The sequence below is a fragment of the Actinomadura rifamycini DSM 43936 genome, assembly GCF_000425065.1.
Lineage (GTDB): Bacteria > Actinomycetota > Actinomycetes > Streptosporangiales > Streptosporangiaceae > Spirillospora > Spirillospora rifamycini.
The window spans coordinates 31,285-52,870 of the sequence record NZ_AULB01000016.1 but is presented as its reverse complement, the minus strand read 5'-3'; the positions used below and the strand labels follow the sequence as shown (position 1 = coordinate 52,870).

Sequence of the window (21,586 nt, the reverse complement as noted above, 5' to 3'; positions counted from 1 at the left end):
GGATCCCGCCGCCGCGATAGGTCCGCCGGGTGAGGACGGCGGTACGCGTCGGCGGTACGCGGCGGCGGGTTCCGCGGCGGCGGTGCGGATCGCCGGGTTCCGTCCGTCCGCATCAGCGTTTTCGGCCGTGCCGCAGGTGGGAGGAAGCCGGTGCGCTGTGCCATGGTGCCGCCTTGGGCGCCGTTCGGGAGGTATGCGTGGGCGACTGGCGGGTCTCCGGGTTCACCGAGGTGATGGAGCTCGGTCGCGGCGGGCAGGGGCGCGTGGTGCTGGCCCGGCACGCGACCGCGGGCACCCCGGTCGCGATCAAGTACGTGGCGGCGGCGGACCGGGAGCCGCTGCGGCACGAGGCGCGGATGCTCGGGACGGTCGACAGCCCGCACGTGGCGCGGCTGTACCGGCTGGTGGAGAGCGACGAGGGCGTCGCGCTGGTCATGGAGGCGGTCGAGGGCGTCACGCTGCGGGAGGTGCTGGCCCGGCACGGGGAGCTGGCGCCGGAGGCGGCCCTCGCCGTGCTGAAGGGGTCGCTGTTGGGGCTCGCGGCGGCGCACGCGGTCGGCGTGGTGCACCGCGACTACAAGCCGTCGAACGTGATGGTCCCGGCGGACGGGCGCAGCAAGCTGATCGACTTCGGGGTGGCGGTGGCGTCCGGGGCCGCGTCGGCGTCGGGCACGCCCGCGTACATGGCGCCCGAGCAGTGGCGCGGCGAGGCGGTGTCGCCCGCGACGGACGTGTACGCGGCGACGTGCGTGTTCTTCGAGTGCGTGACGGGGCGGCGCCCGTTCGCGGGCGCGGGCGGGCACCTGTCGGAGGAGCCGCCGGCCGAGGACGTCGCCGAGCCGCTGCGCCCGCTGGTCGCGGCGGGGCTCGCCAAGGACGCGGCCGGACGGCCGGTGAGCGCGTCGGCGTTCGTCGAGGAGCTGGAGCGGGTCGCGGGCGAGGCGTACGGGGACGGCTGGGAGGACCGGGGCGTGCGCGTCCTGGCCGGTGCGGCGGTCGCGCTCGCGTCGCTGTTCCCGCTGGCGGCCGCCGGGCTCGGGGCGGGCGGCGCCGCGGGCGGCGCGGTCGCGGGCGGCGGCGCGGCCGGTGCGGCCGGTGCGGCGGGCGCGGCGGGCGGCGGTGCGGCGGCCGGGGGCGCGGCGGGCGGTTCGGCGGGGTCGGCCGCGTCGGCGTCGGCCGGGTTCCTCGCGAAGGTCGGCGGCGCGAAGGCCGTCGCGGCGGCGGGGGGCGCGGCGGCGGTCGTCGCGGCGGGCGGCGGCGTCGCGGTGTGGCAGGCGGGGGACGACGGCCCGCCGCCGCGCGCGTTCAACGCCGGGGAGGTGACGCCCGCGTCCGCGACGATCGGCGAACCGGCCCTCAACCTGGCCGAGTCGACCGTCCGGTTCATGCAGGTCAGCGGGCATTCGGATCCGGCCGTCCAGCAGCGGATCAACGCGGCGCTGCGGGCGCCGGTCGACCAGTCCGTCGCGGACTACCGCCGCTTCCTGGAGCAGGCGGGCGGGCTGTCGAACCAGGCGGTGCCGGGGCCGCCGCAGCCGATCGAGATGCGCTCGGACGTCGTGTACCGGGGGCCGCGGCTGCTGTCCGTCCGGTACCTGGTGAGCGTCCCGGTGTTCGCGGGCGGCGGCCGGCACATCACGCCGAAGGCCGTCAACGTCGAGCTCGCGACGGGCCGCCTGCTCGGGCCGGACCAGATCTTCACCGCGGCGGCGCTGCGGGAACCGAAGCTGGCGGGGCTGTCGCGGCGGTTCCCGCCGCCGCCCGAGACGCCGGACTGCGGCTACCGGACGCTGTCGGAGCGGACCGGGTTCCCGGCGGTCCATCCGCTCTCCGGGGTGTCGTTCTCGCTCACCAAGGACCGCGTGGAGACGGTCTTCACGCCGGACGAGCAATGCCTCGCGTTCGGGTTCTTCAAGACGAGGTCCGTCCCCTACACGCAGGTCGAGGACGTGATCCGGCCGGAGGTCCTCGACCTCGCGACCGCGACGACCCCGCCCTGACCGGCCCCTCCCGGGCCGGGCGGCCGCCGGGGTCAGGCCCCGGCGACGGCCTCGGGGACGGCTTCGGCGGCGGCTCCGGGGACCTCGGCGGGACGGCGGTGCTCCAGCGCGACGCGCAGCTGGGCGCGGCCCCGGTGGATCCGCGAGCGGACGGTGCCGAGCTTGACGTTCAGCGTCGCCGCGATCTCCTCGTAGGTGAGGCCCTCGATGTCGCACAGCACGACGGCGGCGCGGTACTCGGGGGCGAGCCCGTCGAGGGCCCGCTGGATGTCGGCGTCGAGGTGCCGTTCGTCGTACGCCTGCGCGGGGCTCGGCTCGCGGCCCTGCAGCCGCTCGGCGGCGTCGTCGGCGAGCGCGTCGAAGCGGATGCGCTGCTTGCGGCGGGCCCGGTCGAGGAACAGGTTCGTCGTGATCCGGTGCAGCCAGCCCTCGAAGGTGCCCGGACTGTACGAGGACAGCGAACGGAACACCCGGATGAAGACGTCCTGGGTCAGGTCTTCGGCGTCGTGCCGGTTGCCGGTCAGGCGGTACGCCAGCCGGAACACCCTTGTGGAGTGCTCGGTGACGATCTCCTCCCATGTCGGAGGCGTCCACGCCATTGCGCCTGGGCTCACCACTACCCCCGTCTGATGCTGAATCGTTACGACCAAGCATGCCGGTACCCGGATAAGAGGCGTGTAAGGACGAACGGCGTGGCCGGATCCGGGCGCGTTTTGTGATCCATCTCTCCGGACCCGTTGGCCTGGGTCATTGAGTACTTACCGGCAACCCGAGCATGATTCGGAACGACCTTCTCACCCACCCCGAAAGGCGAGGACGGCCATGGCGCGAAGCTACAACCTGGCGGATCTGCTCGAGATCCTTGCGGAGGCGGGGCCGGACCGCCCGGCGCTGGTGGCCGGGGACGAACGCCGCACGTTCGCCGGACTGAGCGCGCGGGCGAGCCGGGTCGGCCACCACCTCGCCGACGCCGGGGTGCGGGCCGGCGAGCACGTCGCGATCCTCGCCTACAACCGGGCCGAGTGGGTCGAGGCGATGCTCGGCGTGTTCAAGATCAGCGCGGTGCCGATCCCGGTGAACTACCGGTACGTCGCGGGCGAACTGCGGCACGTCCTGTCCGACTCCGACTCGGTCGCGCTCATCGGCGAGCGGTCGCTGCTGGGGCGCGTCCAGGAGGTCCGCGCCGACCTGCCGAAGCTGCGCCACGTCGTCGTCCTGGAGGACGGCGGGACGGACGACGTCCCCGGCGCCGTCGAGTACGAGGCGGCGCTCGCCGCGGCCGACCCGTCCGACGACTTCCCGGCCCGCTCCAACGACGACCGGTACATCATGTACACGGGCGGCACCACGGGGTACCCGAAGGGCGTCGAGTGGCGCTGCGAGGACATCTTCTTCGGCGCCCTGGGCGGCGGCAACGTCCTCGGCGACCCCGTCTCCAGCCCCGAGCAGCTCGCCGAGAACGCTCAGCAGGACGGGATGGCCGTGCTCGACTGCGCGCCCGTCATGCACGGCGCCGGGCAGTGGGTCGCGTTCATGGGGCTGTTCAACAGCGCGAAGGTCGTCCTCTACACCGACCACGCGTTCGACGCCGACAAGGCGCTGCGGCTGGTCGCCGAGGAGCGGGCCAACGTGCTGATGCTGGTCGGCGACGTGATGGCGCGGCCGGTCGCGAAGGCCCTCGCCGCCGGGAACCACGACACGTCGTCGCTGCTCGCCGTCGCGTCAGGCGGGGCGCCGCTCACCGAGGGCGCCAAGGCCGCCCTCCAGGAGCACCTGCCGAACGTGATGTTCCTCGACAACTACGGCGCCTCGGAGACCGGCGCGTGCGGCCCGTCCGTCGGCGGCAAGGAGGGCACCGCCCGGTTCATGATGAAGCCCGGCATCACGGTCCTCGACGACGATTTGAAGGTCGTGGCGCCCGGCGAGATCGGGAAGCTGGCGCGCAGCGGGCACATCCCGCTCGGCTACTACAACGACCCGGAGAAGACCGCCTCGACGTTCTTCACCGACGCCGACGGCACCCGCTGGTCCGTCCCCGGCGACTTCGCGAGCCTGGAGGAGGACGGCACGATCGTCCTGCTCGGCCGCGGCTCACTGGTGATCAACACCGGCGGGGAGAAGGTGTACCCGGAGGAGGTCGAGGTCGCGCTCAAGGACCACCCGGACGTCTACGACGCGGTCGTCGTCGGGCTCGCCGACGAGCGGTTCGGGCAGGTCGTCGCCGCCGTCGTGGCGCCCCGCCCCGGCGCGGAGGTCACCCTGGACGAGCTGACCGAGCACTGCCGGGGCCGCCTCGCCGGGTACAAGCTGCCGCGCCGGCTGACGGTCGTGGACGAGGTGCAGCGCACGGCCGTCGGCAAGTCCGACTACAAGTGGGCCAGGAGCGTGCTGACCGCCTGACCCCGGGGCCGGACGGTCAAGGATTCATGGGGCCGCGCGGGGCGTGGCTTGGGTGCGTTCCCGCGCATAACCTCCCCATGACCGAGGACCGCCCGGTGCCGCTCGCGCGGCGGTACCGCCTGCTCTCGATGGTCGGCCGCGGCGGCATGGGCACGGTGTGGCGCGCCCGCGACGAACTCCTCGGCCGGGACGTCGCGGTCAAGGAGCTGCGCGTGCCCGCCCGCGCCACCGGCGCCGAGCGCGCGGCGCTGCGCCGCCGGCTGCTCACCGAGGCCCGCGCCACCGCCGCGCTCCGGCATCCCGGCGTCGTCGCCGTCCACGACGTCCTCGTCGAGCGCGGGCGCCCGTGGATCGTCATGGAGTTCCACGAGTCGCGGTCGCTCGCCCGGCTGATCGACGAGCGCGGCCCGCTCGGCGTGCGGCGCACCGCCGAGATCGGCGCGGCCGTCCTGTCGGTGCTGCGCGCCGCGCACGCCGCCGGGATCCTGCACCGCGACGTCAAGCCCGCGAACGTGCTGGTCCGCGACGACGGCCGCGTGCTGCTCACCGACTTCGGCCTCGCCCTGCACACCGACCGCCCGCACGGCGAGGACGTCCGGGACGAGCCGGACGCGCGGGACGTCCGGGACGCGGTGGGCGCCTGGGTGGCGGCCGGCGGCGGGGCGGCCGGCGGCGGGGCGGTCGCGGGGATCGAGGGGTCGCCCGCGTACCTGCCGCCCGAGCGGGTCAACGGCCTGCCGGGCGGGCCCGCGTCCGACCTGTGGTCGCTCGGCGCGACCCTGTACGCGGCCGTCGAGGGCGAGTCCCCGTTCCTGCGGTCGCACGCGCTCGGGTCGATGGTCGCGGTGCTGCTCGGCGACTACCCGCGGCCCGCGCGGGCGGGGGCGCTCGCCCCGGTCATCGAGGGGCTGCTCCGGCACGACCCGGACGACCGGCTCCCGGCGGACGAGGCCGCGCGGCTGCTGGACGCGGCGGCACGGCCGGACGTCCCGCTCGTCCCGCGCCCGCGCGCGCCCTGGCGATCGGGTGAACCCGCGCGGCGGCCGCGTCCCCGCCCCGGCGCGGTCGCGAGCGTCGCGGCGCTCGCCGTCGTCGCGGCGGGGCTCGGCACGTGGACGGCGCGGTGGGCGGCGGCGGGCAGGGGCGACGCGCCCGTCCCGGCGGCGGACCCGTTCGTCGAGCTGGCGCTCTACCGGGAGGTGGACGCCTACACGGTGCGGGTCCCGGCGGCCTGGCGGGTGGAGCGGCGCGGCGCGGTGATGCGGTGGCGGGACGGCGCGTCCGGGCGCGGGCTGCGCATCGCCCCGGCGTCCGGCGACCCCCTCGCGGGGCTGCGGGCGGCGGAGCGGGCGCTCGTCGCGGACGGGCGGCGCCCCGGGTACGTCCGGGTGCGGCTGGGGTCCGGGCCGGGACCCCGCGGCGGCGCCGAATGGGAGTTCACCTGGCAGGGCGCGGGCGGCGGGCGGCACGCGCTGTGCACTCGCACGGCCGGGTACGAGCTGTGCTTCTCCGCGCCCGAGTCGCGGTGGCTGCCGGACCACCGCCTCTTCGACCGGATCCTCGCCTCGTTCCGCCCGGACGGCGATACGGCGGAACCTGCGGAACCCGCGGACTCCGCGGAGCGCTAGAGCGTCTGCTGGAGGCGGAGCAGGAACTCGGCGTTCGACGACGTGCCCTTCATCTTCTCCAGCAGGTGCTCGACGGCCTGCTGCCGGTCGAGGCCGGACAGGGCGCGGCGCAGCCGCCACGTCAGCTCGAGCTCCTGCGGCGACATGAGCAGCTCGTCGCGGCGCGTCCCGGACGCCTCCACGTCGACGGCCGGGAAGATCCGGCGGTCGGCCAGGCCGCGGTCGAGCTTGAGCTCCATGTTGCCGGTGCCCTTGTACTCCTCGAACAGGACGTCGTCCATGCGCGACCCGGTCTCCACGAGCGCGGTCGCGAGGATCGTCAGGGACCCGCCTTCCTCGATGTTGCGGGCGGCCCCGAAGAACTTCTTCGGCGGGTAGATCGCGGTGGTCGCGACACCGCCCGCCAGGATGCGGCTGCTGGACGGCGCGGCCAGGTTGTAGGCGCGGCCCAGCCGGGTGATCGAGTCGAGCAGCATGACGACGTCGTGGCCCTGCTCGACGAGCCGCTTGGCGCGCTCGACGGCCAGTTCGGCGAGCGCCGTGTGGTCCTGCGCGGGCCGGTCGAACGTCGAGTGCAGCACCTCGCCCTCGACCGTCCGCTGGAGGTCGGTGACCTCCTCGGGACGCTCGTCGATCAGCACGACCATCAGGTGCGCCTCGGGGTTGCCGCGGGCGATGCCGTTCGCGAGCGCCTGCAGCATCATCGTCTTGCCGACCTTCGGCGGCGACACGATCAGCCCGCGCTGGCCCTTCCCGATCGGCGCGACGAGGTCGATGATCCGGGTGGCGAGCGGGCCGGTGTCGAGCCGCAGCCGCTCGTCCGGGAACAGCGGGGTCAGCGCGCCGAAGTCGGGACGTCCGGCGGCCTCGGCGGGCGGGCGCCCGTTGACGGTCTCCACGCCCGCCATCGCGCGGAACTTGTCGCGGCCCGACTTCGGCGGCCGGGCCGTGCCCGCCACGATGTCGCCGGGCCGCAGGTGGTGCGCCTTGACCTGGGCGAGGGAGACGTGCACGTCCTCGGGCCCCGCGAGGTAGCCGGAGGTGCGCACGAACGCGTGCTTGTCCTGGACGGCGAGGATGCCGCTGAACGGGACGAGCGGTTCGTCACCGGCCGGGCGCCGCTGCCCGCCCTTGCGGGCGGACTGCGCGGGCACGGCGTGCCCGCGCGGGCTGCTCGTGCCGGGGGTGCGGCCGGTGCTCAGGGTGGAAATGGACATTCGTGTCCCTTCTCCGGCAAATGCGGACGAAAAACCGCGCGCCGGGGGTCGAAGCCCCGCGTACGGCGGCGGCTTCCGCGGCGCGTACGCGAGAGGAAATGTGAGAAGCAGCTCGGTTCACCGGGCTGACGTCGGCTCCCTAGGTGCGGCGGTCCGGGCGAGTCGCGACCGGACGGTCGATCACCGGGCGCTCAGATGGCCCGGGCGGGGAAGAAAACGCCTCCGCCGCCTGCCTGCGGCGAACATTGGACGCTGCTTCGACATTACAGCACGTACGGCCGTTTCCGCATTCCCGGGGCCGCCCGAATTCACCGCTCACCCCGGCTGCACCGACACCACCCGGAACGTCGCCCGGTCGACCAGCCCGTCCTGGAGGCACCCCCGCATCCGCCGCAGCCCGTGCTCGCCCAGCGCGGGACGCACCACGATCGCGTACCGGCCCTCGCCCAGCGGGACCGCGCCGCCGCCCTCCGCGTACGGCCGCGTCGAACCCCGGCAGTACTCCCACAGCCGGTCGACCAGCGCGTCCACGGACACCGCGCCGGTGTCGCCCCGCGTGTCCGCCTCGACGACGAGGGTGCTCGCGGCCGCCGCGACCGGACCGTCCGGCCGGTCCTGCGTCAGCTCCGCCAGCCAGGTGACGGCGAACCCCGCGACGAGCGCCCCCGCGAGCCCGAGGGCGACCGCGCGGCCGCGTCCGTCCGGCCGCGGCTCCGGCGCGCCCGCGAGGACGCCGCCGCCCGGCGGCGCCAGCCCCCGCGGGAGCCCCGCGTCGCGGCCGAACGCCCCCGACACCCGCTCGACCAGCGCGGCCAGCCCCGACACGATGATCCCCGCGCCCAGCAGGACCGGGATGAACACCCGGTACCGGTCGTCCTCCTCCAGCCACCGGAACCGCGGCGCGTCCGCCCCGCCCTCCGCGTACCGGCCCCGCGGGACGGGCGCCGGCTCGGCCCGCAGCTCCGCGAGCCCCCGCTCGATCCGCGCGAGCCGCCGCGCGCCCGCCGCCGCGATCCCCACCACCAGCGCGATCAGCAGCAGCACCCCGGACATCAGCGCCCGCTGCCACTCCCACCGCACCAGGTAGACGACCACGTACGCGGCCGTCGAGAAGACCGTCACGGCCAGCACCAGCCACCCGAGCCGCCGCGCCGTCATGCGACCGACTCCTCGTCCGCGCGGTCCAGCGTCTCGACGCGCCCGGTGTCGCCGTCCACCAGCAGCCGGGTGCCGGACGGGAACCGGTCGACCGCCCCGCGCAGCCCCACGACCGTCGGCACCCCCATCTCCCGCGCGAGGATCGCCAGGTGCGACAGCGGGCTGCCGGTCTCGGCGACGAGCCCCGCGAGCGCCGGCAGCCGCGGCGCCAGCGACGGCGCGAGCGTCCGGACCACCAGCACCGCGCCGGGCGGCGGCTCCTCCGGGCCCGCGTGCACGAGCCCCGCGCCGCGCCCGCCGCCCGCGGGCCGCGCCCCGTCCCCCGGCGGCGGCGCCTCCGCGACGATCCGCTCCCCGGCCAGCCGGAACGCCGCCGGCAGCGGCGCCGTCCGCGGCGGCGCCGGGCGCCGCTCCAGGTCGGCGGGCAGCGCCCCGCCGCGGAGCGCCGACACCAGCTCGTCGAACCGCAGCGCCCGCACCAGCCCGGGCCGCGCGAGCGCCCCGCCGTCCGCGAAGCGGACCCCGGCCGTCCACGCGAGCCGGGCCCCGAGCTCCTGCACCCACCGGATGCGCATCCGCAGCGCCTCCCGAGGCGGCAGCACCGGACCGTCGGCGCCCGCCCCGGACCGACCACGCGCGCCGAAGGCGCTCGCGGCGTCGCGGGACCCCCGCGTCCCGCCTTCGGCACGCGCGCCGGCGTCGCGGGGCGCGCGGGTCGCGGTTGCGGCGTGCGTGCCGGTGGTGGGGTCGTCTTCTCGGGGGTCTGGGGCCCGTCGTCCGGGTTTCGGACGTGCGCCGGTGTCGTGGGGTGGGCGGGGCGTGGGTGCGGTGGGGTCGGTGGGTGGGGGGAGGGACGGGGTGGGAGGTATCGCGGGCGGGGTGAGGGTGAGGACGCCCGGTTCGGACGCGACGATGCGTGCGTCGGCGTGGCCCCGGGCGCGGCCCCGCGCCAGTGCGGCCAGGCCGTGGCCCGCGGCCGTCGCGCCGCCGTCGCCCGTCCCGGGCGCGGTGAGCGTCCCGGCGAGGGCTTCGAGGCCGTGCAGGGCGGTGAGGGTCGCGCGCGTCCAGTGGAGCGCGGCGGCCAGTTCGGCGTCGGTGAGTTCGTGCAGGGACGGGACGGCCGCCAGATCGGCGTCGACGCCCGCGGCGATGTCGGCGGCGAGGGCGGGGAGTTCGGCGCGGAGCCGGCCGACGCGCCATGCGGCGCGCAGGCGGCGCAGCGGCGGCAGCGGGTTCAGCGGGTCGAGGCGCCGGCGGCGGGCCGGTTCGGCGCCGAGGCGGCGCAGGTCGGCGGCGGCGCGGCCGCCGACGGCGCGGACGGTCGGGGCGCGGCGCAGCGCCCGCCGGGAGACGGCGCCCGCGGTGGCGAGGGCCTCGCCGAGGCCCCGGTCGAGGGGGACGAGCCAGAGGTCCTCCTCCAGGGGCGACAGCGGGTCGGGGAGGGTCTCGGCGACCGGGCCGGGGCCGAGGAGGACGGCGCCGCGCGGGGGGAGCGGGGCGAGCGCCGTCACCGGGCGGCTCTGCAGCAGCCACAGGCGGCCGTCGTGCCCGAACGCGAACTCGACGTCCTGCGGGCCGCCGAACACGTGCGCCGTCCGCGCGGCCAGCCGGGCGAGGCGGCGGAGCTGGAGCGGCGTGAGCGGGCCGCCGTCGCGGTCGGCGCCGACGAGGCGGCCGCGGCGGGTCAGGTCGTAGCGGGTGCCGTCGACCTCGCCGCCGACGAGCGCCTGCGGCCCGCCCGGCGCCGCCGACACGATCACCCGGTCGGTGCGCCCGTCGACCGGGTCGGCGCCGAACATCACCCCGCCGGACGCGGCGTCGAGCTCGGGCTGGACGAGCACCGCCATCGTCCCCGGGCCCGTCGCGGACGCGGCGACCTCGTCGACCGCGCGCCGGAAGTCCGCCCACCCGGCGACGCCGAGGACGGACGTGAACCGGCCCGCCATCGAGGAGACCTCGCCGTCCTCCAGCGTGGACGACGACCGCACCACCAGGGCGCGCTCGCCGTCGCGGCTCAGCCGCGCCCACGCCGCCCGCAGGTCGCGGGTGTCGGCGTACCGCTCGTGCCGGTCCACGCACGGCACGGGGATCACGAACCCGGGGAGGACGGGCAGGTCGTGCCCCGCGGCCCGCGCGAGGTTCGCCGCCTTGGCGCCGGCCCGGTCGGGCACGGTCGCCAGCGGATCGTCCAGGCCGATCGTCCAGAAGGCGCGTGTGCTCTGCTGCACCACGGACTCCGTTTCCTCAAAGCCGCCCAGTTACAAGAATCCGCTGAGCGGCGGCGGAATTCCTCCCTCACAGGGGGTGTCTCGAAATCCGTCTGGAGTGTGTGGCGCGGGCGTAAGGAAGTCCTTCTGTAGGTGGAGGGCGACCCTGGTACGGGCGAGGGTCGGGGGTCCCCTTTACGATGCTCGGGTGCTGCACTGCAAGGTCGCCGGGGGCGTCGGGACGATCACGATCGACCGTCCGGGCAAGCGGAACGCGATGTCGGCCGACATGTGGCGCGAGCTGCCCCGGATCCTCGACGGGCTCGCCGCGGACGCGTCCGTCCGGGCGGTGGTGCTGACGGGCGCGGGCGGGAACTTCTGCGCGGGCGCCGACATCGGGGAGCTCGACGCCATCCACCGGGACGACGACACGCACCTGTCGACGGTCGCGGAGCGGGCGCTCGCGGCGTTCGGGAAGCCGACGATCGCGGCGATCGAGGGCGTGTGCGTCGGCGGCGGCTGCCAGCTCGCGGCGGCGTGCGACCTGCGGTTCGCGGCGGCGGGCGCCCGGTTCGGGATCACCCCGGCGCGGCTCGGCATCGTCTACCCGGCGGCCGCCACGGAGCGGCTCGTCGGGCTGGTCGGCCCGGCGGCGGCGAAGCACCTGCTGTTCTCGGCGGAGCTGATCGGCGCGGACGACGCCCTGCGCATCGGCTTCCTCAACGAGGTGGTCCCCGACCTGCCCGCGCGGATCGCGGACTTCACCGCGACGCTCGCGTCCCGGTCCCTGCTGACGCAGTGCGCCACGAAGGACATCGTGGACGCGGTCGCCGCGGGCGGCGACGTCCGCGGCCGGGCCGCCCGCTGGCTCGCGGAGATGGACGGCAGCGGCGAGCTGCGGGAGGGCGTCGCGGCGTTCCTGGAGCGCCGCGCCCCCGAGTTCCCCTGGACGCCCTAGCGGTTCAGGTGGGCCCTAGCGGTTGAGGTAGGCGAGGACGGCCAGGACGCGGCGGTTGTCGTCGGCGGTCACCGGCAGGTCGAGCTTCGCGAAGATGTTCGCGGTGTGCTTGGTGACGGCCCGTTCGGTGACGACGAGGCGTTCGGCGATGGCGGCGTTCGAGCGGCCCTCCGCCATCAGTTCGAGCACCTCGGTCTCGCGGGGCGTCAGCCGGGCGAGGGGCGTGCCGCGGGTGCCGCCCGCGATGAGCCGCGACACGACCTCCGGGTCCATCGCGGTGCCGCCCGCCGCGACCCGCCGGACCGCGTCGACGAACTGGGCGGCGTCGAACACCCGGTCCTTCAGCAGGTAGCCGATCCCGCCGCCGCCGTCCGCCAGCAGCTCCCGCGCGTACAGCTGCTCGACGTACTGCGACAGCACCAGCACCGGCAGGCCCGGGACGTGCCGGCGGGCCTCCAGCGCCGCCTGCAGGCCCTCGTCGGTGAACGACGGCGGCAGCCGCACGTCGACCACCGCCACGTCGGGGCGGTGGTCGAGCAGTGCCCTGCGCAAGGACGGCCCGTTGTCGACGGCCGCGGCGATCTCGAAGTCGTGCGCCTCCAGCAGGCTGACCAGGCCCTCCCTCAGGAGGGCGAGGTCTTCGGCGAGGACAACGCGCACGGCAGCTCCAGGGTCACGATCGTCGGTCCGCCCGCGGGGGAGTTGAGGGCGAGGACGCCGTCGAATGTACCGATCCGCCGCTCGACGCCGCGCAGCCCGGTGCCGCCGTCGAGGGACGCGCCGCCGCGCCCGTCGTCGGTGACGGAGATCCGCAGCATGCCGTCCTCGTGCCGCACGTCGATCCACAGCCGCGTCCCGCCGGAGTGCTTCGCGGCGTTGGTGAGGATCTCCGACACCGCGAAGTACGCGGCGGACTCCACCGGCGGCTCGGGCCGCCCGTCGAGGTCCACGGCGACCTCGGCGCGCATCGGGTGGTCGAGGGCGAGCGCCTTGACGGCGTCGCCGATGCCGCGGTCGGCGAGGACGGGCGGGTGGATGCCGCGGACCAGGTCCCGCAGCTCGTGCAGGGCCTTCGCGGACGACTCGCGGGTCTGCGCCAGCAGCATCCGCGCCTTCTCCGGGTCCCGGTCGAGGAGGTGCTCGATCGCGCCGAGGCTCATCCCCATCGCGACGAGCCGCGCCTGCGCCCCGTCGTGCAGGTCCCGCTCGATCCGCCGCAGCTCCGCCGCGGACGCGTCCGCGGCCTCCGACCGCGACTCCGTCAGGTGCCGGACCCGCAGCGCCAGCCGCGACTTCTCCGTCGGCCCGAGCAGCGTCTGCGCCCACCGCCCGTACACGCCGAGCATCCGCGGGCCCAGCAGGAGCCCGGCGGCGATGAACACGGTCGCGAGGGCGACGGTCGTCGCACGCGCGCCGGCGTCCGTCCCGTACCCGGTCGTGACGTGGACCCACGCGTACCAGTCGCTGCCGCCGGCGTCCGCGATCACTCCGCCCGCGAATCCGGCGAGGAGGCAGCCCCAGATCCCGTACAGGATCAGCCAGCCGGGCAGCGCGGCGGTGAAGAACACGACGGCCGGGTCGGCGAGGAGCCACAGGTAGTCGCGCCACGTCGCGGGGTCCTGAACCCGGGCGGTGAACAGCCGCACCCGCCCCTTGATCCCGTCCTCGCCCGGCGGGGGGTCGGGCAGGTACGGGCGGTCGATGCGGACGCCCGTCCACCGTTCGACGAGCCGCCGGTACACGTCCGCCGTCCGGCGCGCGAGGTCCACCGCGGACGGGAACAGCAGCACCCCGATCGCGAACGAGACCATCGAGAAGGCCGTGAGGAACCAGGCCCCCACGAAGAACGCGGGGACGCCCAGGAGCCCCAGCCGGAACCCTCGCCACGGAGCGCGCGCGTGGGCCTGCCACCGCGTCTCTCCGACCAGTTGACCGTTCACCGGTTCCTCCGTCCGCCTCGGCATCGTCACCGAGTCAAGTCTCCGGCGGACGCCTCCATGGCACAGTGTGCCCGGACACCGGACAGGGGGTGTACTCAAGTACACCCCCCGGCTAGGACGCTCCGCCGCCCCAGCTCGCGAGGAACCGCAGGTGGTCGGCGGCGGCGGACCCCGGCGGGGCGTGGTGGACGGTCAGCGTCTGCTCGGAGCCGTCGGGCAGCCGGAACGTCTCGAACGCGAGGTCGAGGCCGCCGACCAGCGGATGCCGCAGCCGCCGCGTCCCGTGGGCGCGCTCCTCGACGTGGTGCCGCGCCCACAGGCGCGCGAAGTCCGCGCTGTGCAGCGACAGCTCCCCGACGAGCGCCGCCAGCCGCGGGTCGTCCGGGTGGCAGGTCGCGTCCCGCCGCAGGGCGCCGACGGCGTCGGCCGCCTCCGCCTCCGGGTCCGCGAACGGGGGGTCGGGCCGCAGGAACACCAGGCGGGCCAGGTTGCCGCCGGCGAAGTCGCCGAACAGGGCCGCGGCGGGCGCGTTCCACGCGAGGACGTCCGTGCGGCGTCCCGTCACGTACGCGGGCGTCCCGTCCAGGGCGGCGAGCATGGCCCGCAGCCCGGGCCGCACCTCCTCGGCCTCCGCCTCGCCGCCGTGGTGGCGGCACCGGGCCAGGTGGTTCAGGTGGGTGCGCTCGGTCGCGGTGAGCCGCAGCGCGCGGGCGAGCGCGTCCAGCACCTCCGCGGACGCGTTGTGGGCGCGGCCCTGCTCCAGCCGGGTGAGGTACGCGACCGACACCCCGGCGAGCTGCGCGAGCTCCTCCCGCCGCAGGCCCGGCACCCGCCGGTGCCGCCCGAACTCCGGCAGCCCGACCGCCTCCGGCGTCAGCCGCCCGCGCCGGCTCCGCAGGAACTCGCCGAGCTCGACATGCGGATCCAGCGAAGCGGACGCGGACGGCTGCGCGGGCGCCGCGTCGGGGGTGTCGAACTCCTGCGTGGCCTGACGATCGTCCATGGCGTCCATTGTCGCCGGTCGCGCGCCCGGCTGCCTGACCCTGCCAGTGGCAGGACCGGCGGTCGCACGACGGACGGGGCACTGGCCGCGCCCGTCCGGCGGCGGCAGAGTCGTCCCCGACAGCAGCCGCGAGACATGGGGGGAACGACGATGAGCGAGTACGTGGCGCACCTGGACGGACGGACGGCGACCGCGGCGGAGCTGAACCCGCTGGCGTTCGCCGGATACGCGCACTTCACCGCGATGCAGGTGCGCGGCGGCGGCGTCCGGGGCCTCGACCTGCACCTGGAGCGGCTCCGGAACGCGTCGGTCGAGATGTTCGGACGGGCGGTACCGGACGAACGCGTCCGCGAGCTGCTTCGCACGGCGCTCGCGGACGGCCCGGCGGACGTGTCGCTGACGGCGACCGTGTTCGGTGCGGCGGGCGAGTTCACCGCCGCCGACGCCGAGCCCCGCGTGCTCGTCCGCACCGGGCCGCCCGCGTCCGGACCGGAGGGCCCGCTGGCGCTCGCCGCCGTCGAGCACGAGCGGGACCTCCCGGCGGTGAAGCACGTCGGCGAGGTCGGCAAGACCTACCACCTGCGGCGGGCCGCCGCGCGGGGCTTCGACGACGCCGCGTTCGTCGACCGCCGGGGACGGTTCAGCGAAGGCACGATCTGGAACCTCGCCTTCTGGGACGGTTCGGCGGTCGTGTGGCCGGACGCCGCGATGCTGACCGGGACGACGATGGGCATCGTCCGCCGCAGGCTCGACGCGCTCGGCGTCCCGCAGCGGGTCGCCGCGGTGACCCCCGCCGACGTCCCGTCCCTCGCCGGGGCCGTCGTCATGAACTCGTGGACACCGGGCGTCGCGGTGCACCGCATCGAGGACGCCGCGCTCCCCGAGGCCCGCGACTTCCTCGCGCTCCTCCACCGGGCGTACGGGGACGAACCGCTCACGTCCCCCTGACGGTCAGAGCGTCGCGAAGGTCAGGCCGCGCCGCTTCAGCACCGGGATCGCCTTCCGCAGCCCCTTGATCGTCTGCGCGCGGTCGCCGCCGCCGTCGTGGCACAGCAGGATGTCGCCGTCCCCGGCCTCCAGCAGGCGGTCGCGGACGCGGCCGGCGCCGGGGCGTGACCAGTCCCGGGGGTCGATGGACCAGTCGATGGGCAGCATCCCGTACTCGGCGATCACGTCCATGACCCGCTCGGTCCAGTTCCCGCCCGGCGCGCGGAAGTAGCCGGGCAGGACGCCCGTCGCGTCCGCGATGCGGTCGTGGGCCTCCACGACCTCCTCGCGGACCTCGCGCGCCGACAGGCCGCCCATGCTCAGCGGATGGTGCATCGTGTGGTTGCAGATCTGGTGGCCCGCGTCGGCGATCCGCCGCGTCAGCGCCCGGTGCTCGGCGACCTGCTCGCCGATGATGAAGAACGTCGCGCGGACGTCGTGCTCGGCGAGCAGGTCGAGCATCCGCGGCGTCCACTCGGGGTGCGGCCCGTCGTCGATGGTCAGCGCGATCGTCTTCGCGGGCGGCGGCGGCGACAGCTGCGTCAGCTCCCGCACCGGGTCCTCCAGCGCCGCCAGCCGCCCGGGCGTCCAGCTCGCGGGACGCAGCGTCGGGTGCGGGGTCGGCGCCGGATCCACGGCCGGGCTCGCCGGGACGACGTCCGCCTGCGCCGTCCGGTAACCGTGCCGGGGGCGCACCTCGTCGGCCGCGAGGGCGAGGCCCGCGACGGCCCCCAGCAGCCAGAGGGCCCGACGGCGGGACGTCCCGGTCGTCTCGTCGTCCACCACGCGTCCAACGGTATCGGCGGACGGGACCGCTGTGATCATTTTCGTGGTGAAAGGGGAAGATGGACCCCGTGACGAGCGCGGCACCGGAGATCGGCCCCGCGCTCGGGCCGTTCTGCCGCGTCTTTGCCGGCGAAGGGGACGTCGACGGCGCGACGAACCGGGCCTGCCGGGCGTTAGTCGACGCAGGCGAGGGCGTCGATCTCCACCAGCATGGACGGGTGGGGGAGTTCGACCGCGACGGTGGTGCGGCAGGGGAGGACGCCGCTCGGGCAGTTGGCCTTGACGAACTCGCCGTACGCCTCGTTCATGGCGGGGAAGTCGTCGCGGGTCTTGAGGTAGACGCGGAACATGAGGACGTCCTCGACGCTCGCGCCGCCGGCTTCGAGGACGGCCTTGAGGTTCTCGAGGACGCGCGTGGTCTGGGCCTTCACGTCGCCCTCGTGGACGTACTCGCCGGTCTCGGGGTCCTGGGGGCCCTGGCCCGACACCTGGAGGAGCGGGCCCTTGCGGACGCCCTGGGAGAAGGCCCAGGCGGCGGCCGGGGCGCCCGTCGTGGTGATCTGCGTCTTGTCGCTCATTCCGGGTTTCCTTCCGTGTGTCCGTAATCGGTGGAGATGGCGCGGGCGGTGGCGAGGAGGTCGGGGAGCAGGGCGAGGACGCCGTCCCGGTCGAGGACGACCTCGGGCACGGAGATCGAGACGGCGGCGACGACGCGGCCGGACGCGTCGCGGACGGGGGCGCCGACGCAGCGGATGAACGTCTCGTGCTCGGCGTCGTCCATGGCGTGGCCCTGCTCGGCGACGCGGTCGAGTTCGGCGAGCAGCTCGCCGGGGCCGGTGATCGTGTGCTCGGTGAAGCGCGTGTACTCGAGCGATTCGGCGATGCGGCGGCGGCGGGGCGCGGGGAGGTCGGCGAGGAGGACCTTCGCGATCGCGGTGGCGTGCAGCGGCATCGGCAGCCCGACGCGCGAGTACATGCGGATCGCGTGCCGGGAGTCGTACTTGGCGAGGTAGATGACGTCGTCGCCGTCCAGGACGCCGAGGTGGATCGTCTGCCCGGTGGACTCGTTGAGCCGCGCGAGGTGCGGGGCGGCGACGTCGCGGATGCCGTGCTGCTCGAGGGACGCGCGGGCGAGCGCGAACATGCGGGAGCCGAGGTGGAAGCGGTGGTCGCCGTCGCGGTGGACGAACCGCTCCGCTTCGAGCGTCCGCAGGAGGCGCATGACGGTCGTCTTGTGGACGCCCGCGGTCGCGGCGAGTTCGTCCAGGTTGCGGGGGCCGTCGCCGAGTTCGATCAGGATGCCGAGCGCGCGCGCGAGACTCTGGCTCATGGGGTCGTCTCCTCCACCGGGCGGGTGATGCCCGAGGCGCGCACGGTGGTGCCCGCCCACGCGTCCGGGGACGCGGAGAGGAGGGCCTCCACGAGGTCCGGCGGGGGCGGGGGCCCGTGGTCGCCGGGCACGACGAGCGTGGCGGCGGCGGTGAGGTGGCCGAGCCGGAGGCGGCGCCGCGGGCCGTACCCCCGAAGGGTAGCGGCCAGGTATCCGGCGGCGAAGGCGTCCCCGGCGCCGACCGGCTCGACGACCTCGACGCGCAGCGCGGGCTCGGTGACCGCGCCCTCGCGGGTGACGGCGACCGCCCGGTGCGCGTCGTCCTTGACGACGAGCGTGGACGGTCCGGGGAGCAGCGCGCGGAGCGCGTCCGGGTCGGAGGTGCCGAGGACGGCGGCGGCCTCGTCGGCGCCGAGCATGACGATGTCGGCGGCGTCGAGGAGTTCGCGCAGGACGGACGGGTCGCGGTGCCGCCAGAGCGCGGGGCGCCAGTTCAGGTCGAAGCTGACGAGGTGGTCGCGGGGGCGGGCGAGGAGCGCGCGGGCGAGGGCGAGCGCGGAGTCCGAGAGGGCCGCGGTGATGCCGGACAGGTGGACGAGCCGCGCGCCGGCGATCAGCGGCCCGGTGACGGGGTCGTCGAGCATGCCGGGGCCGATCGCCGAGCCCGCGGAGCCGTCCCGGTAGTAGTGCAGGACGCTGCCGGACGGTCCGGCCTCCTTGACGTACAGGCCGGTGGGGCGCTCGGGGTCGACGGCGGCGCCGCGGACGTCGACGCCGGAGGCGGCGAGCTCGCGGACGACGCGGCGGCCGAACCCGTCGTCGCCGACGCGGCCGGCCCAGGCGGCGGGCACGCCGAGGGCGACGAGGCCGCGGGCGACGTTGGCTTCGGCGCCGCCGCAGGACTGGCGGAACGCGGGGACGTCCTCGAGGGGTCCCGGCCGCTCGGGCAGCAGGACCGCCATCGTCTCGCCCACGCAGACGGCCGTCGGTTCCATCGCCCTCTCCACTGTTGACCGGTTCCGGGCGGTGATGTTACAACCACTGCAGCACATAATGCAATGTACGTTGCATACAGTGCAATGAGGGAGGTCAGATGGCGGAGAGCATCGACGGTGCGGCGGTGGACGCGCTCGGGGACGAGCGGCTCGACTGGCGCTTCAAGGCGGTACCCGCGTCCGCGGACGGCATGTCGGTCGCGGACGTGCGCGCCGACCCGCTCCCGCTCGACGCGTTCGGCACGCCGCTGCTGACCCTCGACGCCGGCGCCCTCGACCACAACGTCGCCGCGATGGCGGCCTGGACCCGCGACGCCGGGGTGGACCTCGCCCCGCACGGCAAGACGACGATGGCCCCGGCGCTGTGGCGGCGGCAGCTCGACGCGGGCGCGTGGGGCATCACGCTCGCGAACCTCCCGCAGCTCCGGGTGGCGCGCGCGTTCGGCGTCCGGCGGCTGATGCTCGCCAACGCGCTCGTCGACCCGGCCGGGCTCGCGTGGCTCGGCGCGCAGCTCGACGCCGACCCCGCGTTCGCGTTCCTGTCGTGGGCCGACTCGGTCCGGACGGTCGAGCTGATGGACGCGGCGCTGCGGGCGGCGCGCGTGAGCCGCCCGGTGGATGTCGTCGTGGAGCTCGGCGGCCCGGACGGACGCACGGGCGCCCGGGACGTCGCCGAGGCGCGGGCGGTCGCGGACGCGGTCCGCCGCGCGCCCACCCTGCGGCTCGCCGGGGCGGGCGGCTACGAGGGCGCGTTCGCGCACGACGCGTCCGACGGCAGCCGCGCCGCCGTGGACGCCTACCTGCGCCGCGTCGCGGACCTGCACCGCCGCCTCGACTACGAGACGGACGAGCCGGTCGTGACGGCCGGCGGCAGCGCCTACTTCGACCAGGTCGTCGAGGTGCTCGGGCCGCTGCACGGCCGGACCGTCCTGCGGTCGGGCGCCTACGTGATCCACGACGACGGCTTCTACCGGGGCATCTCGCCCTTCGCGCGCGGGACGTCCGGGGCGGGCCTGCGGTCCGCGATGCACGGCTGGGCGCGCGTCGTGTCCCGCCCCGAACCGGCCCTCGCGCTCCTCGACGCCGGCAAGCGCGACGTCCCGTACGACGAGGGGATGCCCGAACCGCAGCGCGTCCGCGGCAAGGGCGCCGCGCCGGTGGCCGGGGCGCGCGTCACCGCCGTCAACGACCAGCACGGCTTCCTGCGGGACGCGGCCGTCGAGGTCGGCGACGTCGTCCGGCTCGGCCTCTCGCACCCGTGCACCGCGTTCGACAAGTGGACGCTGATCCCCGTCGTGGACGACGCGGACGCCGAGCATCCGCGCGTCGTCGACCTCGTCAGGACGTGGTTCTGATGACGGTCGTGAGGGGCGCGACGGTCGTGGACGGCACCGGCGCGCCGGGCCGCGTCGCCGACGTGCGGATCGCGGACGGCCGCATCGCCGAGATCGGCGACCGGCTGACCGGCCCCGGCCGGACGATCGACGCCGCCGGGCTCGTCCTCGCGCCCGGCTTCATCGACATGCACGCCCACTCGGACCTGGCGCTGCTCACCGAACCCGACCACGTCGCCAAGGTGAGCCAGGGCGTCACGCTGGAGGTCCTCGGGCAGGACGGCCTGTCGTACGCGCCCGCCGACGACACGACGCTCCCGCAGATCCGCCGCACCATCGCCGGCTGGAACGGCGACCCGGACGGCTTCGACTGGTCGTGGCGGAGCGTCGGCGGGTACCTCGACCGGCTCGACGCCGGTATCGCCGTCAACGCCTGCTACCTGGTCCCGCAGGGCGCCGTCCGGATGCTGGCGATGGGCTGGGACGACCGCGCGCCCACGCCCGCGGAGCTCGACCGGCAGCGCGAGCTGGTCGCGGACGGCATGCGCGAGGGCGCCGTCGGGATGTCCAGCGGCCTCACCTACACGCCCGGCATGTACGCGGACGGCGACGAACTCGCCGAGCTGCTCCGCGTCGTGGCGTCCCTCGGCGGGTTCTACGCCCCGCACCACCGCTCGTACGGGGCGGGCGCGCTGGAGGCGTACGCCGAGATGGTGGAGCTGTCGCGCCGCACCGGCTGCGCCCTGCACCTCGCCCACGCCACCATGAACTTCGGCGTCAACAAGGGCCGCGCCGGGGAGCTGCTCGGGCTGCTCGACGCCGCCGTCGCCGACGGCTGCGACATCAGCCTCGACACCTACCCCTACCTCCCCGGCTCCACCACGCTCGCCGCGCTGCTGCCGAGCTGGGCGTCGGCGGGCGGCCCGGACGCGCTGCGCGCCCGGCTCACCGACCCGGACGAGCGCGCCCGGATCCGGCACGCGATGGAGGTCGAGGGCTCCGACGGCTGCCACGGCGTCCCGTCCGAATGGGAGACGATCGAAATCTCCGGCTCCCCGGACCCGCGGGTCGTCGGGCGGACGATCGCCGGCCTCGCCGCCGAGACCGGGCGCGCGGCGTTCGACGTCTACTGCGAGCGGCTCCTCGCGGACGACCTCGCGACGACGATCCTGCAGCACGTCGGGCACGAGGAGAACGTCCAGGCGATCATGCGGCACCCGTGCCACACCGGCGGGTCCGACGGCCTGCTGGCGGCGGCGAAGCCGCACCCGCGCGCGTGGGGCACGTTCCCCCGCTACCTCGGCCGCTACGTCCGCGAGCTGGGCGTCCTGTCGCTGGAGGAGTGCGTCGCGCACCTCACCGGCCGGGCCGCCCGGCGGCTGCGGCTGGCCGACCGCGGGCTCGTCCGGCCCGGGTACCACGCCGACCTCGTGCTGTTCGACCCGGCGACGGTCCGCGACACCGCCACGTTCGACGAGCCGCGGCGGCGTCCCGACGGCGTCCCGTACGTGTTCGTCGGCGGGACCGCGGTCATCGACGACGGCGCCCGCACCGGCGCGCTCCCCGGGCGGTCGCTGCGCCGCGCCCCGGACGGCGCGACCCGCTGAACCCCCCGCCACCCCTCGCCCACCCCCGGAAAGGTC

At 75.8% G+C, this 21,586-nt stretch carries 17 protein-coding genes and 1 pseudogene; 7 read left to right on the top strand and 11 right to left on the bottom strand.

From position 1 onward, the window contains the following. The first annotated feature begins 197 nt into the window (after positions 1 to 197). Entirely contained in the window at positions 198 to 2,000 is a 1,803-nt protein-coding gene (locus H505_RS42240) for a protein kinase domain-containing protein (RefSeq protein WP_051300765.1), read from the top strand. Between the two features lie 32 nt (positions 2,001 to 2,032). Here H505_RS42240 and sigE read toward each other — a convergent pair whose 3' ends face one another. Further along, a complete protein-coding gene (sigE, locus tag H505_RS42235) occupies positions 2,033 to 2,599 on the bottom strand; it encodes an RNA polymerase sigma factor SigE (RefSeq protein ID WP_051300764.1) in 567 nt (188 codons plus the stop codon). Positions 2,600 to 2,822: 223 nt separating this feature from the next. Here sigE and H505_RS0116350 point away from each other — a divergent pair, with 223 nt between their 5' ends. Continuing rightward, positions 2,823 to 4,400: an acyl-CoA synthetase gene (locus tag H505_RS0116350; protein ID WP_026402862.1), complete on the top strand. Its 1,578-nt coding sequence runs from the start codon at positions 2,823 to 2,825 to the stop codon at positions 4,398 to 4,400. Positions 4,401 to 4,477: 77 nt separating this feature from the next. Then, positions 4,478 to 6,028 carry a serine/threonine-protein kinase gene (locus tag H505_RS47710; RefSeq protein ID WP_051300763.1) on the top strand — a complete coding sequence of 517 codons (1,551 nt, stop codon included), beginning with the start codon at positions 4,478 to 4,480 and terminating at the stop codon, positions 6,026 to 6,028. On the opposite strand, the pseudogene rho reads toward H505_RS47710, so the two are convergent. The 3 genes and pseudogenes from rho to H505_RS42215 form a co-directional block, all read right to left on the bottom strand. Beyond that, positions 6,025 to 7,134: pseudogene (rho, locus tag H505_RS42225) on the bottom strand (transcription termination factor Rho); the annotation flags it as partial. The gene H505_RS47710 and the pseudogene rho sit on opposite strands and share 4 nt — an antisense overlap. 426 nt (positions 7,135 to 7,560) lie before the next feature. Further along, complete coding sequence (locus H505_RS47705; protein ID WP_051300762.1) at positions 7,561 to 8,403, bottom strand: hypothetical protein; 843 nt, start codon at positions 8,401 to 8,403, stop codon at positions 7,561 to 7,563. Further along, the gene (locus H505_RS42215) at positions 8,400 to 10,631 is read right to left on the bottom strand and encodes a PEP/pyruvate-binding domain-containing protein (RefSeq protein ID WP_157433018.1); all 2,232 of its coding nucleotides are present in this window, start codon (positions 10,629 to 10,631) and stop codon (positions 8,400 to 8,402) included. Before H505_RS42215 ends, H505_RS47705 begins: the two co-directional genes overlap by 4 nt. A 187-nt stretch (positions 10,632 to 10,818) precedes the next feature. On the opposite strand from H505_RS42215, the gene H505_RS0116325 reads away from it, so the two are divergent. Continuing rightward, positions 10,819 to 11,568: an enoyl-CoA hydratase-related protein gene (locus H505_RS0116325; RefSeq protein WP_026402861.1), complete on the top strand. Its 750-nt coding sequence runs from the start codon at positions 10,819 to 10,821 to the stop codon at positions 11,566 to 11,568. A 15-nt stretch (positions 11,569 to 11,583) separates the two neighbouring features. Here the strand turns inward: H505_RS0116325 and H505_RS0116320 are convergent, their stop codons facing one another. The 3 genes from H505_RS0116320 to H505_RS0116310 all read right to left on the bottom strand — a co-directional run bounded on the left by H505_RS0116320 (position 11,584) and on the right by H505_RS0116310 (position 14,511). Beyond that, a complete protein-coding gene (locus H505_RS0116320) occupies positions 11,584 to 12,228 on the bottom strand; it encodes a LuxR C-terminal-related transcriptional regulator (protein WP_026402860.1) in 645 nt (214 codons plus the stop codon). Beyond that, entirely contained in the window at positions 12,192 to 13,508 is a 1,317-nt protein-coding gene (locus H505_RS0116315; protein ID WP_245592539.1) for a sensor histidine kinase, read from the bottom strand. The genes H505_RS0116320 and H505_RS0116315 overlap by 37 nt, the downstream gene beginning before the upstream one ends. A 112-nt stretch (positions 13,509 to 13,620) precedes the next feature. Continuing rightward, positions 13,621 to 14,511, bottom strand: a complete 891-nt coding sequence (locus H505_RS0116310; RefSeq protein WP_026402858.1) for a helix-turn-helix domain-containing protein — start codon at positions 14,509 to 14,511, stop codon at positions 13,621 to 13,623. A 150-nt stretch (positions 14,512 to 14,661) separates the two neighbouring features. Between H505_RS0116310 and H505_RS0116305 the strand changes: the two genes are divergently transcribed. After that, positions 14,662 to 15,459: an aminotransferase class IV family protein gene (locus H505_RS0116305; RefSeq protein ID WP_026402857.1), complete on the top strand. Its 798-nt coding sequence runs from the start codon at positions 14,662 to 14,664 to the stop codon at positions 15,457 to 15,459. 3 nt (positions 15,460 to 15,462) lie between these two features. Here H505_RS0116305 and H505_RS0116300 read toward each other — a convergent pair whose 3' ends face one another. The 4 genes from H505_RS0116300 to H505_RS42210 all read right to left on the bottom strand — a co-directional run bounded on the left by H505_RS0116300 (position 15,463) and on the right by H505_RS42210 (position 18,609). Continuing rightward, positions 15,463 to 16,284 (bottom strand): polysaccharide deacetylase family protein, encoded by an 822-nt coding sequence (locus tag H505_RS0116300; RefSeq protein ID WP_026402856.1) that lies wholly within the window; start codon positions 16,282 to 16,284, stop codon positions 15,463 to 15,465. 173 nt (positions 16,285 to 16,457) lie between these two features. Next, entirely contained in the window at positions 16,458 to 16,862 is a 405-nt protein-coding gene (locus H505_RS0116295) for a RidA family protein (protein WP_026402855.1), read from the bottom strand. Beyond that, the gene (locus tag H505_RS0116290) at positions 16,859 to 17,614 is read right to left on the bottom strand and encodes an IclR family transcriptional regulator (protein WP_026402854.1); all 756 of its coding nucleotides are present in this window, start codon (positions 17,612 to 17,614) and stop codon (positions 16,859 to 16,861) included. Before H505_RS0116290 ends, H505_RS0116295 begins: the two co-directional genes overlap by 4 nt. Next, positions 17,611 to 18,609, bottom strand: a complete 999-nt coding sequence (locus H505_RS42210) for a sugar kinase (protein WP_211238479.1) — start codon at positions 18,607 to 18,609, stop codon at positions 17,611 to 17,613. The genes H505_RS0116290 and H505_RS42210 overlap by 4 nt, the downstream gene beginning before the upstream one ends. A gap of 98 nt (positions 18,610 to 18,707) precedes the next feature. Between H505_RS42210 and H505_RS0116280 the strand changes: the two genes are divergently transcribed. Beyond that, complete coding sequence (locus H505_RS0116280) at positions 18,708 to 19,964, top strand: amino acid deaminase (protein ID WP_026402853.1); 1,257 nt, start codon at positions 18,708 to 18,710, stop codon at positions 19,962 to 19,964. Further along, positions 19,964 to 21,550: an N-acyl-D-amino-acid deacylase family protein gene (locus H505_RS0116275; RefSeq protein WP_034518181.1), complete on the top strand. Its 1,587-nt coding sequence runs from the start codon at positions 19,964 to 19,966 to the stop codon at positions 21,548 to 21,550. The genes H505_RS0116280 and H505_RS0116275 overlap by 1 nt, the downstream gene beginning before the upstream one ends. The last annotated feature ends 36 nt before the right edge of the window (positions 21,551 to 21,586 follow it).

Bases quoted from the DNA above. Each gene is read 5' to 3' on its own strand.
- sigE (WP_051300764.1), bottom strand. From the start codon at position 2,599: ATGGCGTGGACGCCTCCGACATGGGAGGAGATCGTCACCGAGCACTCC.
- H505_RS0116350 (WP_026402862.1), top strand. From the start codon at position 2,823: ATGGCGCGAAGCTACAACCTGGCGGATCTGCTCGAGATCCTTGCGGAG.
- H505_RS47710 (WP_051300763.1), top strand. From the start codon at position 4,478: ATGACCGAGGACCGCCCGGTGCCGCTCGCGCGGCGGTACCGCCTGCTC.
- H505_RS47705 (WP_051300762.1), bottom strand. From the start codon at position 8,403: ATGACGGCGCGGCGGCTCGGGTGGCTGGTGCTGGCCGTGACGGTCTTC.
- H505_RS0116310 (WP_026402858.1), bottom strand. From the start codon at position 14,511: ATGGACGATCGTCAGGCCACGCAGGAGTTCGACACCCCCGACGCGGCG.
- H505_RS0116305 (WP_026402857.1), top strand. From the start codon at position 14,662: ATGAGCGAGTACGTGGCGCACCTGGACGGACGGACGGCGACCGCGGCG.
- H505_RS0116295 (WP_026402855.1), bottom strand. From the start codon at position 16,862: ATGAGCGACAAGACGCAGATCACCACGACGGGCGCCCCGGCCGCCGCC.
- H505_RS0116290 (WP_026402854.1), bottom strand. From the start codon at position 17,614: ATGAGCCAGAGTCTCGCGCGCGCGCTCGGCATCCTGATCGAACTCGGC.
- H505_RS42210 (WP_211238479.1), bottom strand. From the start codon at position 18,609: ATGGAACCGACGGCCGTCTGCGTGGGCGAGACGATGGCGGTCCTGCTG.
- H505_RS0116280 (WP_026402853.1), top strand. From the start codon at position 18,708: ATGGCGGAGAGCATCGACGGTGCGGCGGTGGACGCGCTCGGGGACGAG.
- H505_RS0116275 (WP_034518181.1), top strand. From the start codon at position 19,964: ATGACGGTCGTGAGGGGCGCGACGGTCGTGGACGGCACCGGCGCGCCG.